11 protein-coding genes are annotated in these 13,035 nt (G+C 61.8%); 5 read left to right on the top strand and 6 right to left on the bottom strand.

What is annotated here, in order from left to right; translation table 11 throughout:
• Positions 1 to 42: 42 nt before the first annotated feature.
• Positions 43 to 1,104: an ABC transporter ATP-binding protein gene (locus ABH944_RS39300; RefSeq protein WP_404613764.1), complete on the top strand. Its 1,062-nt coding sequence runs from the start codon at positions 43 to 45 to the stop codon at positions 1,102 to 1,104.
• A complete protein-coding gene (locus ABH944_RS39305) occupies positions 1,104 to 2,141 on the top strand; it encodes an ABC transporter ATP-binding protein (RefSeq protein ID WP_404613762.1) in 1,038 nt (345 codons plus the stop codon). Before ABH944_RS39300 ends, ABH944_RS39305 begins: the two co-directional genes overlap by 1 nt.
• Before the next feature lie 72 nt (positions 2,142 to 2,213).
• Here ABH944_RS39305 and ABH944_RS39310 read toward each other — a convergent pair whose 3' ends face one another.
• The 6 genes from ABH944_RS39310 to ABH944_RS39335 form a co-directional block, all read right to left on the bottom strand.
• Positions 2,214 to 2,918, bottom strand: a complete 705-nt coding sequence (locus ABH944_RS39310; RefSeq protein ID WP_404613760.1) for a GntR family transcriptional regulator — start codon at positions 2,916 to 2,918, stop codon at positions 2,214 to 2,216.
• Between the two features lie 308 nt (positions 2,919 to 3,226).
• The gene (locus ABH944_RS39315) at positions 3,227 to 4,393 is read right to left on the bottom strand and encodes a pyridoxal phosphate-dependent aminotransferase (RefSeq protein WP_404613758.1); all 1,167 of its coding nucleotides are present in this window, start codon (positions 4,391 to 4,393) and stop codon (positions 3,227 to 3,229) included.
• Positions 4,394 to 4,486: 93 nt separating this feature from the next.
• Entirely contained in the window at positions 4,487 to 5,722 is a 1,236-nt protein-coding gene (locus ABH944_RS39320) for a dienelactone hydrolase family protein (RefSeq protein ID WP_404613756.1), read from the bottom strand.
• Positions 5,723 to 5,762: 40 nt separating this feature from the next.
• Positions 5,763 to 6,500 (bottom strand): SDR family NAD(P)-dependent oxidoreductase, encoded by a 738-nt coding sequence (locus ABH944_RS39325; protein WP_404613753.1) that lies wholly within the window; start codon positions 6,498 to 6,500, stop codon positions 5,763 to 5,765.
• Positions 6,501 to 6,566: 66 nt separating this feature from the next.
• A complete protein-coding gene (locus ABH944_RS39330) occupies positions 6,567 to 8,543 on the bottom strand; it encodes an alpha/beta hydrolase domain-containing protein (protein WP_404613751.1) in 1,977 nt (658 codons plus the stop codon).
• Between the two features lie 33 nt (positions 8,544 to 8,576).
• Positions 8,577 to 9,203 carry a redoxin domain-containing protein gene (locus tag ABH944_RS39335; protein ID WP_404613749.1) on the bottom strand — a complete coding sequence of 209 codons (627 nt, stop codon included), beginning with the start codon at positions 9,201 to 9,203 and terminating at the stop codon, positions 8,577 to 8,579.
• 280 nt (positions 9,204 to 9,483) lie between these two features.
• Between ABH944_RS39335 and ABH944_RS39340 the strand changes: the two genes are divergently transcribed.
• The 3 genes from ABH944_RS39340 (at position 9,484) to ABH944_RS39350 (ending at position 13,019) form a co-directional block, all read left to right on the top strand.
• Positions 9,484 to 9,966 carry a DUF3830 family protein gene (locus ABH944_RS39340; protein WP_404613747.1) on the top strand — a complete coding sequence of 161 codons (483 nt, stop codon included), beginning with the start codon at positions 9,484 to 9,486 and terminating at the stop codon, positions 9,964 to 9,966.
• Positions 9,967 to 11,277: an NAD(P)/FAD-dependent oxidoreductase gene (locus ABH944_RS39345; RefSeq protein WP_404613746.1), complete on the top strand. Its 1,311-nt coding sequence runs from the start codon at positions 9,967 to 9,969 to the stop codon at positions 11,275 to 11,277. It begins immediately after the preceding gene.
• 449 nt (positions 11,278 to 11,726) lie between these two features.
• Positions 11,727 to 13,019 (top strand): MFS transporter, encoded by a 1,293-nt coding sequence (locus tag ABH944_RS39350; protein ID WP_404613744.1) that lies wholly within the window; start codon positions 11,727 to 11,729, stop codon positions 13,017 to 13,019.
• Positions 13,020 to 13,035 lie beyond the last annotated feature (16 nt).

Raw genomic sequence — 13,035 nt, forward strand, 5'->3', positions numbered from 1 at the left:
CCCGACATCCCAAGGCCAGTTTTGGACTAACCAGGAAGTTTCGTGCACTCGATGTCATACGATGGTTTGCGGCTTCCTGTCGCCGGCGCGGGAGAGCGGGCGGCGCACGCGCAGGCGCAGGTGCAGGTGGGCAAGCCGGCGCTGCTGAAAGTGCGGGATCTGCAGGTCGAGACGCTGCGGGCCGGCAAGGTGACGCCGCTCGTGCGCGGTGTGTCGTTCGAGGTCGGGCGCGGCGAGATACTCGGCATCGTAGGCGAGTCGGGGGCGGGCAAGTCGATGACCGGCTCCGCCGTGAGCGGATTGCTGGAGCCTCCATTGCGGATGTCCGGCGGGTCCATCGAGCTCGACGGACTGCGTATCGACACGTTGCCGGAAAAGCGCATGCGCAAGATTCGCGGCAAACGCATCGGCTTTATTTTTCAGGACCCGTCGACTTCGCTGAATCCAGTCTTCACGATTGGACGGCAGTTGATCGAGACGATTCAATTGCATCATCCGCTGTCCACCATCGACGCCCGGGCGAGGGCAGTGCAACTGTTGACGCAGGTCGGTATCACCGCGCCCGGGGAGCGTCTGGATCGTCATGCGCATGAGTTCTCGGGCGGCATGCGTCAACGGGTGGTGATTGCACTGGCGCTGGCGGGCGACCCGGAACTTGTGATTGCAGACGAACCGACCACCGCGCTCGATGTGTCGGTGCAGGCGCAGATCATGAAGCTGCTCAAGAGTCTGCAGAGAGAGCGCGGTCTTTCGATGATGCTGGTCACGCACGATATCGGCGTGATCGCGGAGGCAGCCGATCGGGTCGTCGTCATGTACGCCGGACGGATCGTGGAGGCAGGGCCGACGCAGGCGCTGCTCGACCAGCCGAACCATCCTTATACGCGGGGCCTGATCACGTCGGTTCCGCAAATTGGATCCAGGCTGCGGCGTCTTCCGCAGATTGAAGGCAGCATGCCCCGGCCGGATGCGATCGGCGACGGTTGCGCTTTCGCCGATCGTTGCCCGTCAGTGATGCAGCGATGCCGCTCGACTCAACCGCCACTGCTCGAACGGGCGGGCCGCGAAACCGCTTGCTGGCTTTGCAACGAAGCAGAACGATAATGGACCGACCTATGCAATCGTTGGGAGAAACCCGTCGCAAGCGCATCATGACCGTGGGTGAACTGTCAAAGTCGTTTCCGGTGCCCGCACCGTGGCTGCGGCGCGTTCTGAAGAAAGAAGCGCGACGCAGTCTGCGAGCCCTCGATGGCGTCAGCTTCGATCTGTACGAGGGCGAAACGCTCAGCCTGGTCGGCGAATCGGGTTGTGGAAAATCGACTCTCGCGCGCTGTGTGGCCGGGCTTTACCGTCCCACGGCGGGCAGCGTACGCTACCGGGACCGCGACATGGAGAACATCGCGCGTCTGAATCTGCCGGAGCGCCGCGATGTGCAGATGATTTTTCAGGATCCCTACGCGAGTCTGAATCCGCGCTGGCGCGTGGGTCGCTCGATTGCGGATCCGATCCTGGCGCTGGAGAAGAACGGCTCGCGCAGCGAGGTCGACGATCAGGTCAGCGTGCTGCTGCGGCAAGTCGGCCTGTCTCCCGACGATGCCGTCAAGTACCCGTATCAATTTTCCGGCGGTCAGCGTCAGCGGATCGCGATTGCACGGGCGCTGTCAACGAAACCCGCGGTGATCGTCTGCGATGAGCCGACTTCCTCGCTCGACGTCTCGGTCCAGGCGCAGATCCTCAATACGATGAGCGATCTCCAGGACAGCCTCGGTCTCACGTATCTTTTCATCAGCCATAACCTTGCAGTGGTCGATCACGTGTCCACGCGAGTGGGCGTGATGTTCCTCGGCAGGCTGGTCGAACTCGCCACGCGCGATGAGATCTTCTCCAGGCCTTTGCATCCCTATTCGCAGGCGCTAATTGGATCAGTGCCGTCGATCCACAACCTGTCGCGCCCCGAAGCGGCGAGCGACGGGGCGGTGGCGACAGCGATCCCGAGTCCGCTCAATGTGCCCACGGGATGTGCTTATCGCTTGCAATGCCGGCATGCGGTGAAAGTTTGCGAGGAAGTGCGGCCGCCGTTGCGTGCTTTCGACGGGCGTCAGATTGCGTGTCACCGGGTGGAAGAGATGGGGCCGCAATGAGAGGGGGAGTCGGGGTGGCTCGCCGTAGCAGGGACCATCATCGGCGCACAGCGTGAGCCGATGATGCCGCGCTCAGGCCGTAGCGGCGGTCTCGCGCCGATGCAGAATGTCGAGCAGGAAATCGAACGACAGGCGGATGTCCTTTTCCATCGCGGCACGCGCCGACGCGGCGTCGCGCTTTTCGAATCCTTCGATCACGATGTGGTGATAGTTGGTGCCCGCCGTGTTGTACGGAACTTCCTGATTGCGTTCGACTTCTTCCGTAATCACCCGCATGTAAGGCCCGCATTGCAGCCATACGGTCTCGATCAACTGTGGCAACACAGTTGACCCGGACAGGCGGTAGATCAGGAAATGGAACTCCTGGTTCTTCACCAGACTTTCGTGAATGCCGTCGTGCTTGATGGCGAGCTCGTGTTCCGCGATCAACCGCTTGAGCTTGCGCACAGCGGCTTCGTCCGCATGCGCGCAGGCCATTTCAGTAGCGAGGCCTTCGAGCGCGATGCGCGCGTCGCACAGGTCCTGTAGATGTTTCATGCTGACCTCGGGCACCTGAATCGTGCCGTTCGGTAAAGCCACCAAACCGTTTTCCACGACGAGCTGCCGCAGTGCTTCGCGCACTGGCATCGCGCTTGAGCCGAAGCCTTCGGCCAGCGTGGCAACGGTCAACTGGGTGCCGGGTTCAAAGCGACCTTGCATCAGCGAGGTGCGCAACTGCGTATAAATCGACTCCTGCATCGTCGACCGCTTCACGACGCGCTGGATCGGGTCAGTCATGATTGCTCCGTGATCGTTAGATCAAAACTCCCTTAATCTTATCATTTTGAGGGTGGCTCGGGCGGCCCGGATTGTCCGCCGCTCCACCCGGAAAGTATCGTCCGCCAAAATAAAATGGACAGGAAATCTTGTTTTGATCAGTTTATAAACACCAGATTTGACGCGGAATAAGCCGAAACGTCAAGCGGCTTGACCGGGTGGCGACGTCTACTCAGCGCAGATAAAAAAGGCCAGAAAAGTTATTTTCTGGCCGGCCAAAAATTGCAGCAATGAACATCCCGAGGAACCTCAGAGCATATGGGGCGAGCTCACAGCGCGTCGAAGAAGGCCTTCAGGCGCGCCATGGCTTCGACAATCCGCTCCTTCGATTCGGAGCCAAAACACACGCGCAGATGACCTTCGCCGGCGCTGCCATAGAAGCTGCCCGCCTCGACGACCACGCGCGCTTCGACCAGGATGCGATCGGCGCATGCCTGCGCGCTCAGACCCGTTGCGCTGATGTCGGGGAAAGCGTAGATCGTGCCTTCGGGGCGGACGCAGGTCACATTGCGCATGGTATTGAGCGCATCCACCACGATGTCGCGCTTGGCCTTGTCGTCGTTCACCAGTTGCGTGAGCACCTCGCGCTTGCCGGTGACGGCGGCGTGGGCGCCCGCCTGGATGAAGGTGTTCACGTGAGTGACGTCGTTGGCCGTGATCTTGAGCAGGCCCGGCATCACATCGGCGGGCGCGGTCATGAAACCGACGCGCCAGCCGTCCATGGCGAACGACTTGGTGAACGCGAACATCGAGATCGCGCGCTCTTTCATGCCGGGCAGCGAACCGATGCTGATGTGCTTTGTGTTGTCATAGACGATCTCTTCGTAGACCTCGTCGGACAGCACGGCGAGGTCGTGGCGAATGGCGACATCCGCCAGCGCCTGCAACTCGTCGCGGCCGTACACGCGACCGGTTGGATTAGCGGGATTGACGATGACGATTGCTTTGGTCCGCGGCGTGATAGCGGCTTCGATCGCGGTGGCGTCGATGGAAAAGTTATTCGCGCGGTCGAGATCGACGATCACCGGCTTACCGCCCGCGAGTTCGATCTTGCCGATGTGCTGCGGGTAATACGGCGCGAGCAGGATCACTTCATCGCCCTGATCGATCAACGCGAACAAGGCCACAAACGACGCATGCGTGAGACCGTTGGTGACCAGGATATCGTCCGCCGTCACGTCGAGGCGGTTGAATTCGCGCAGCTTGCCCGCGAGTGCTTCGCGTAGCGCCGGCAGGCCGCGCATGTCGCTGTAGTGAACTTCGCCTTGCATCAGCGCATCGACCGTGGCCTGTTTGATCGGCAACGGCGTGTCGGCGTGCGGGCAGCCGAGTTCGAGATGAATCAGGTCGGCGTTGTCGCCCGGCAAACTGCGGGCCTTCTCATACATGCCGTACGACTTTTTCGACGTTTCAGTAATGCGTTTAGCGAGTTTCATGTTTCGGTTCCAGGATGTCGCGGCCCGCTCGACTTTCGACACGGGTGCGAACCGGGTTGGGAAAAAGCGTGCCGTGAAGCGTGTGGTGAAGGCTCAGGCTGGCTTGCCTTCGCTCGTTGCCCAGTTGGGCATCAAGGTGTTGGTGGGCAGGTTTTCGTCGATCATCTTGCGCGCCGTTTCGATACCGCCAACGGGCAGGCCTGCCGGATCGAGCGCTCCGATCTGCACGAGCACCGAGGCCTGGTCCCAGTAGATGTGCTCGTTGTAGAGCTTGTCGCCACGGAAACACACCACCGCCAGCATGGGAATCTCGAAATACTTGCCGGTCGGCGCGAGGCCCGGCAGCAACCAGTCGATCTCGCGGTCGTGCGTCGCGCAGAAAACGAACTCGTCGACGATGCGGTCGGTGCCGATCGTGCGGGAGATTGGAATCAAACGGGTGTCGGCGGGATTGGCGTCGACGAAGTGATACTTGTAGAAGCGCTTGAGTTGGTCATGGCCGACGCCGCCCGTCATGGTCGGCACATGGTTGACGTAGGGCTCGGCCACCATGGTCGGCATGATCGCGTTCACGTCACGGGTAGCGAACTCGTAATAGCAGTGCTTTTCCCATAGCGCGTTGAGGTCGTGAACCGGACCGAGTACTTTGCGCAACACGGCCAGGGTCCTCGAATACGCCATCAGCGCAGCAGGTTTGTCGAAGTGTTCGCGCTCTGGTGTGGCGAACGCATGGTCGCAACCCGGATAGACGTATTGCTCGATCTGCGGCTGCGCCGCCAGCGCGCGCATGATCGTCTCACGCGTGTCGAGCGGGCAGAACGCGTCGTCGCCAGCGAAGTGGAACACCATCGGGCACTGGATGTGCGGCACGTCGTCCAGGAAGGCGTCGAGCGCGACGCCGTAGTAGCTTACCGCACAGTCGATCGACGTGCGTGCGGCCGCTAGCATCGCGAGCTTGCCGCCAAGGCAATAGCCGATCGCGCCGATCTTGCCGGCGTGTTCGGGCTGCGCGCGCAAAGCCTGCATGGTCGATTCGATGTCGTGCACGGCAAGGTCGAGGTCGATCTTCTCGTTGAACTGAAGCGCTTTCGCGAAATCCTGGTCGCCATAACGCAGCACCACGCGTGGCTCCATGCGCCAGAACAGGTCCGGCACCAGCACCACGTAGCCTTCTTCCGCGAAGCGGTCGGCCATCGACTTCATGTAGTCGTTGATGCCGAAGATTTCCTGCAACAGGATCAGCCCCGGTCCCGAACCTTGCGCGGGAGTGGCCTTATAAGCGGCAAACGATCTGCCGTCGTGACTCGTTACCTCGATGAAGCATCCCATTCGTTCCTCGTCGATTCTGGTGAATTCCCGTGAGTTCCCGTCAATCGGCAGATGTGGGTGATACGCCGATGATTTGTGCCTGAATCGTTGCGCGGTCGGCGGCAAGCATTCGGGCGACGCCGGTGGCCATCTGACCGACGTACACTTCGCGCTCGCCGCCGTCGAGCGCGGCCAGCGTTGCATTGACGACGTCGTCGGTGGAGAGCTTGTCACCTTCGTAGCCGCGGCTCATGTCCGTGTCGATCGCGCCCGGCATCACGGCGAACACGCGCACGCCGTGCGGCGAAAGTTCGGCGTCGAGTCCTTCGGTCAAACGCAATGCTGCGGCTTTCGACGCGCATAGCGAGGTCATCGGCGCCAGCGTCACGCGTGCGAGGATCGAGAGGATGTTGACCATCGCCCCGCGCGCGGCAATCAGATGCGGTGAGAAGGCTTTTGCCATCGACAGCGTGGCGAAATAGTTGACCTCCATCTCCATGCGGGCATGTTCAGGCTGGTCGGCCGACAGTGCGCTTGCCTGGAAATTGACGCCCGCGTTGTTGATCAGCAGCGTGACGTCCGGGGCGATTCCGGCGGCCTCTTCGACCTGCTTCGGGTCGGTCACGTCGAGCAGCAACGGCACGATACGGCGGTCCACCGAATGCGCGGCGTCCTTGACCGGGCGGCGCGTGGCTGCATAGACCTTGCCGGCGCCCTGCGCGAGCAGGATTTCCACAAATTTGGCGCCGAGGCCGCGGTCAGCGCCGGTCACCAGCGCGACGGTATGTTTATCGATCATCGGATGTGGGTTGGGTCGAGGTTGTCGGGCGGCGCGAAGCGACTGTGACGCCGGCTGCGCATTGCGTCAGATGATGTGGAAAACGTCGCGGCTGTCAGCGAGTTGAGCAGCGAGGCGTTCGAAGTCTTCAGGCAACATCCATCGCTCTTCGACGAGTCGTGCTGCGGCCGCGAGCAGCGCGTCGCGCCAGCTCTGTTCGTTGGTATAGCGCGCTTCGAATGAGGCACGCCGGTCACCTGGAACGCGAGCGCTATCCCGGCTATCCCGCTCGCGCGCGAACGGCACGTAGGAGCCGTAGACGCTGTACAAACCGCCGGGCGCATAGCCGGGCGCGCGGAGGGCCCATCCCGCATGCGTACCCAGCGGCGCGGCTACGAACGGATGCCGGATGCCGGTCGAACCGTTGCCGTCCTGATCGACGGCCGGCACGAAAACGGGGTAACGGTCACCCTCGCGCGGAGGCACCGAGCCGTGATCGAGCAGCCGCAGTTCGTTGATCACGCGTGGTCCTTCGAGTCCGGTGACGCCTTCGAAACGTTCGATGAATTGCGCGAGCGTCCACCACTCGCCATTCGCATGCGACGGAAATGCACTCGCGGGCGGTTCGACGCCCTGGTCGACCCATCGACGCATGGCGACCAGCACCGCGCGTAACGTGGAGCCGTAGGTGAGCGGGTTGCTTGCGTAGCGCACCACCGGCGAATTCGGCAGCGGGTAGTCGCCGTGTGCGATGCCCGTGACGAGGTAGAGGCGTACATCGGGATCATCGGGCAGATCGTGTCCTTCGCAATCCGTTGCGACCAGCGAGGCGCGTGCGGACCAGACTTCAGAGTCGGTGTCCAGGTGCATCAGCCTTGGCGCGGTGCCGGAAGCGCGTGCCTTCGCGAAGATGCCGTCGGTCCTGCCGCTGATCGGGTCGCTCAACGTCTGGTAGGCGAACGGGAACTGATCGCCTGGAAAACTGTGGTCTTCATGCTGACGCGAATAACGTCCGGGCTGCGAGAAGGGCGCGTTGACCCATGCACGGCGCGAGCCTGAAATGATCGGCACGGCGCCGTCGAACACGATCTGCGAGTCGAGACTTTCGTTGAAGCCCTGATAGATGAAGTCACGCAGCACGCGCCCGCTTTGCGACAGGCCGAAGCCGATCGCACGCAACCGCGCGCCGTTTTCGTGCACGAGCGGATTCGGCGTGCCTTCGCTGTCTTGCACTTCATATTTCAAAAACGCCATGACGTCGCGCACGCTCGCGTAGCCGAGACCCATCACCACCGGATCTTGTGCGTCGTAAATGAATTCGAAGATTGCGCCACGGTCGAGCTGGCAACCTGGCAGGCGGTCGATCTGAATCCGGTTGCGATCGAGAAAATGCCACTCGATGCCCGCCGCCGCCACTCGCGGATCGCGCTCATTCTGCCGCGCGGTGAGGCTGGCGCTCGACGCGTCCGTGTTTGCCGCCGGATACGACAGCGTGAGCACATAACGGTCCGCGCTGATCTCCTGAAGGATCGCACCGCGAATGGAATCCGGCGCGTCGAGCACGAACTCTTCCCAACCTTTGCCGACGATCGGCTGACCGTCGCGGGTCGCCACGGGGAACTGTGCCAGCATCCGGCCGCCGCCCGGCTCGACGTTGCCTTGCCACGCGCTCCATACGATCGAATAACCTTCGTGCATCAGGAAGCCGTTGCCTATGTCCTCCGGCTGCGTCGGCAATGCGACCACGGGCGCATTGTTGATGCGAACCACGCCGCGCTGCGTGCCGCGATTGAGCCACTCGTAAAAGAGCCAGCCATTGCCACGGGCGAGATCGGCGGGCTTGTAGATATGAAAGTCGACGCTGTATTCGACCAGACCGTTCGCCGCACGCGGCGCATGCGCGAGATTCGCGACCTCGCGGTTGAGCGGCGCGTCCGGGTCGATCTCGCAGTGAGCGCGCCCCGACACCAGTTCATAGCTGCCTACACATCCGTCTTTGCCGAACGCCATGCCTTCGAACACCGGCTGACGTGACAGGATTTCCAGTTTTTTGACGCCTGGCATGAATCGATCTCCGGCCTTCAGGGCTGCGCGACTTCAGGGTTGAGCAACGAAACGCAGATAAGGGCGCAGCACCTGCACGCCGGCCGGATACATCTGCTCGGCTTTATCTTGCGCGAGCGATGGCGGCAGCATCACCGGTTCGCCCTCCGACCAGGTCGACGAGGTCGCGACCCGCATGCTGGCGGTGAGTTGCGCGGCTTTGAGCGTGCGCAGAATTTCGCTGAAGCTGCGGCCGTTTGTGACCGGATAGGTGAGCGTCATGGCGACGCGTCGATCCGGCGCGATCAAATAGGCCGAGCGCAGTAGCGATGCTGGCGATGCATACGCGTCCAGCAGACCGAGCAATGCCGGCACTTCGCCAGTCGGATCGTTGACCAGCGCGAACGACGGCGTGCATTCGAGCATTTCGCGCAGATCTTCCAGCCACGCCGACACCATGTCTTGCGGATCGATCGAGACGCCCAGCACGCGTGCGCCGCACCGCTGGAATTCGGCGTGCAACTGTTCGAGCGCGCCGAATTCGGTGCTGCAGGTCGGCGACATGGACTTGAACGCGAACACGAGCGCCCAGCCTTCGCCTAGCCAGTCGGCGAAGGTCATGGGTCCGAGGCTCGATACCGCTTCGAAGTCCGGGAGCAAGGTTCCAACAGAGAGGGTCATGCGATTAGTCCTGTCCAGTCGATCGGGGCGTGCTGAGTGACGCCATTGCTGCCTGTGGCACGCAATATTTATTTGATCAAATGATATTTATAGCGAGTGTCGCTGCGTAAAAAAGGCATGTCAAGGCCTTTATTAGCAATTACAACGGAACGATAGCGCGATCAATTCAAGAAAAATTTGTCAGTTGCGCGATGAGTAATTATTTGATCAAATGATTTTAAGCGTGATCGGCGTCTGGCGAAGCGACCGGGCGGGATACAAGAAACTGAGTGGAGAAACCATGAGTTCCAAAAGCATTGTCGTGTCGGAAACACGCAGCGGGCTGCACATCCGTTTCCATCTGCTGGAGCAACAGGCGCCGGAAAGCACCGAATTCCTGTGGGATTTGCTGGTCACGCCGCGGGAGATGCCGGCGATTCATGCGATGTGGACGGGGCCGGAGATTTCCTGTCCGATCCCGACCGCGATGATCGACCCTCAACGCAACGCTCGCGCGCTGGCGCCGGAAAACGCGACGGTCACGCCGCAGGCCGGTGATCTGGTTCTTGCCTATGTGCCGGCACGCATGTGGGGTGGCAATCCGCAGCCCGTGTTCGATCTTGGCTTCTTCTACGGTCCTGGCGGCCGGATGCTGTTCCCGATTGGCTGGCTTGCGGGGAACGTCGTGGCGCGTGTCGAGCGCGACGATCTCGAAGCGCTCGCGGCGGGATGCGGCGCGATTCGCCGCGCCGGTGCCTGCATGCTCAGTCTGTCGAGGGCGTAAATGGCTCCGCAAGCTCCAAGGCGTGCGCTTCGGCAGAACTACTGGCCCAGCACGGCTGGTCCGGTTGCCGCCTTTTCTCGTCTCGATACCGACATCGACTGCGACGTGGTCGTGATTGGTGCGGGCATGATGGGACTCAACGCCGCGCTCGAGTTGTCGGAGCGTGGTGTCAGCGTGGCCGTTGTCGAGGCCGAACATCCGGCCACGGCGGCCTCGGGCCGCAACGGCGGCCTTGTCGTGCCGAGTCTGCCGCGTGTGGGTCCGCTCGACGTGATGCGCCTGCTCGGCGAACGCTATGGGCCGGAACTCGTGCGGCTCGTTGCGGACAGCGCGCAAACGGTGTTCGACACGGTCGACCGTTATCAGTTGAAGTGCGATGCCGTGCAGGGCGGCTGGCTCAATCCCGCGCATGCCGGGGAGCTCGTCGAAGGCCTGCAGGCGCGGGTCGCGGCGTGGCAGCGCGGTGGGTCGCGGGCGTGCTGGCTCAATGCAGCGGCAACCAGGGAGCGGATCGGCAGCGCGAGCTTTCATGGCGCGCTCTACGACCCCAGCGGCGGCCATCTCAATCCCTACGGCTACACCCAGGAACTGGCGCGCGTGGCGTCAGAAAAGGGCGTACAGCTCTTCTGTGATTCGCCGGTCTTGCGTGTGGAATCCAAAGGCAGCCGCTACGTCGTGCACACGCCGACCGGCTCCGTGACTACGGGCACGATCCTGCAATGCACGAACGCGATGCAATCCGGTCCGCATGCACTGGCACCCGCTGTCGCGCGCAGCTTCGTAACGCTGACGGTGTTCCAGTTAGCGACCCAGGTGATCCCTGAAGACGTGCGCCGTTCGATCCTCAACGGCCGAGAAGCCTTGTCCGACACGCGCAACAACCTGTTCGCGATGCGGTTTACCGTAGACGGCCGAATCGTGACCGGCGGCATGGCGCCGCTGTCTCAATGGATGGCCGAGCCCCGTCTGCTACATTCGCTGGCGTGGCGCATGGAACGTATTTTCCCGCAGCTTCATGAAGTCAAATTCGACTTTATCTGGAGCGGCGGCGCGGCCCTGACACCTGATTTCCTGCCCCGGCTTTTCGAAGTCGGCAAGAACTGGTTCGCACCGCTCGGCTGCAATGGCCGTGGCATCGCGATGACCACCTCGCTGGGGCGGCGTCTCGCTTCTTACGTGGTGGACCGCGATACGAAGGTGCTGCCGCTGCCCATTACCTCCGCTGCGCCGATCAAGGCACATACGTTCGCCCGTTATGTTCCGCAACTCCTGCTGCCGGTGGGCATCCTGCAGGACGCCATGCGCCGGTAAGCCCCTGGCAACCCGTACTAATTTTCACGACGCAGCCAGGCTCTCAGGCGTGACTGAGCGGCTTGCGGATTCTGTGGAGAATGAATGATGGAAGCGGTTGAATCGCCGATCAAGCTGACGAAGCCGGTGGACTCGGACCATGTCGTGTTTCCGCGCGACGACGGCTCGCGCCGATGTTGATCAATTAAGCGTGATTCAGCGGCCAAGACAACCGGCAGTCCTTTGAACCCGAGGTCCTCAGGACTGCTGCTGGTCGTCATTAGCGCTCTGCAACACCTTGAACAAAGTCCTTTGCATACCTCACCGTAATTCGCTTGACAGCCGAATTTTGCTCATAAAAAATCAGTCTCGATCACATGATTATTTGATCAAATATCGGAATGTGGCGGATCGAGTGGAGGGTGAGTCGATCCAGTGGTCGGGCTCGAAATCTGGAAAAGGGGAGTGTCGTGTCGGGTACAAACGAATTCAAAACAGGCTGGGGCATCATCCTTGCCGCGACGGTCGGCATCGGCACCAGCCTGACGACGATGGCGTCGTACAGCGCGGGTGTCTTCCTGCCGTCGCTCACGAAGACCTTCGGCTGGGCCGATTCACAGGTCATGCTCACGTTCATGATCCTGTTCTTCGGATCGAGCCTGGTGGGTCCGTACATCGGCACGCTTGCCGACCGCATGGGTCCGCGCAAGATCGTGCTGGCGTCGGTGATCGGTCTGGCGATCAGCTGGATGCTGCTCGCCTTCACCAACGGCTCCATCGCGATGTTCTACCTGACGTACGCGGTGATCACTCTGCTGGGTGCAGGCACGCTCCCGGTGACCTGGACCAAGAGCGTCGTCGTGCATTTCAAGCAGCATCGCGGCATCGCACTCGGAATCTGTCTGGTCGGCACGGGTATTTTTGGCGCACTGATCAAGCTCTACACTTTCCATATGATGACGCTGTTCGGATGGCGGCTCGCGTACGTGTGCCTCGGTGCGTTTCTGCTGGTGATCACGCTGCCCGTTGCCTTCATCTTCTTCCGCGAACCGAAAGTCGCTGCCGCCAGCGCGACGGCCGCAACCGCTGACACGGTTACCGCGATCCCAGGCGTGTCTTTCTCGCAGGCATTGAAGACGCCCGCGTTCTGGCTGCTGACCGCGAGCTTCTTCCTGCTTTCGCTCGCGCTCGCCGGCATCGCGCCGAATCTCGAACGCTTCTGGACCCGCTCGGGATTCAGCATGAGCGACGCGGTGAGCATTGCATCGTGGTACGGCATCGGGATCGTGATTGGCCGTCTGCTGACGGGCTGGTTTCTCGACCGTATGTGGGCACCGGTCGTCGTCTTCTGCATGCTGCTGCCTTGCGCGCTGTCGTTCGTGCTGCTGGCGCATGGCGTGACGAGTTTCTGGGTGGCCTCGCTGCTGGTGCTGGTGGTGGGCACGTCGTCGGGTGTCGAATACGATGCGCTCGCGTATCTGGTGTCGCGTTACTTCGGCATGCGTGCTTACAGTGCAATCTATGGCGGCGTCTTCATCGGCTTCGCAGTGGGCGCAGGGCTGGGACCGTTTTCGTTCAGCAAACTGCTGGTCATGCTCAACGGCTACGACGCGGTCCTGCTGATCAACGCAGTGGTGGTCGTGGCAGGTGGGGGCGTGTTGCTTCTGCTGGGCGGCTATCCCCGCTTTGTGGCTGCGGCAGATGAAATGCGACCCACTGGCAGCCGGTTGTTTCAGGCCAGGGCATCGGGCGAAGCGAAGTAAGGTTCCGCCAGTTATC

The sequence above is a fragment of the Caballeronia udeis genome (genome assembly GCF_044909315.1).
Classification (GTDB): Bacteria; Pseudomonadota; Gammaproteobacteria; order Burkholderiales; family Burkholderiaceae; genus Caballeronia; species Caballeronia udeis_A.

Coding starts and splice junctions, on each gene's coding strand:
- ABH944_RS39330 (WP_404613751.1), bottom strand. CDS start 8,543: ATGCCAGGCGTCAAAAAACTGGAAATCCTGTCACGTCAGCCGGTGTTC.
- ABH944_RS39325 (WP_404613753.1), bottom strand. CDS start 6,500: ATGATCGATAAACATACCGTCGCGCTGGTGACCGGCGCTGACCGCGGC.
- ABH944_RS39340 (WP_404613747.1), top strand. CDS start 9,484: ATGAGTTCCAAAAGCATTGTCGTGTCGGAAACACGCAGCGGGCTGCAC.
- ABH944_RS39315 (WP_404613758.1), bottom strand. CDS start 4,393: ATGAAACTCGCTAAACGCATTACTGAAACGTCGAAAAAGTCGTACGGC.
- ABH944_RS39305 (WP_404613762.1), top strand. CDS start 1,104: ATGGACCGACCTATGCAATCGTTGGGAGAAACCCGTCGCAAGCGCATC.
- ABH944_RS39310 (WP_404613760.1), bottom strand. CDS start 2,918: ATGACTGACCCGATCCAGCGCGTCGTGAAGCGGTCGACGATGCAGGAG.
- ABH944_RS39345 (WP_404613746.1), top strand. CDS start 9,967: ATGGCTCCGCAAGCTCCAAGGCGTGCGCTTCGGCAGAACTACTGGCCC.
- ABH944_RS39320 (WP_404613756.1), bottom strand. CDS start 5,722: ATGGGATGCTTCATCGAGGTAACGAGTCACGACGGCAGATCGTTTGCC.
- ABH944_RS39335 (WP_404613749.1), bottom strand. CDS start 9,203: ATGACCCTCTCTGTTGGAACCTTGCTCCCGGACTTCGAAGCGGTATCG.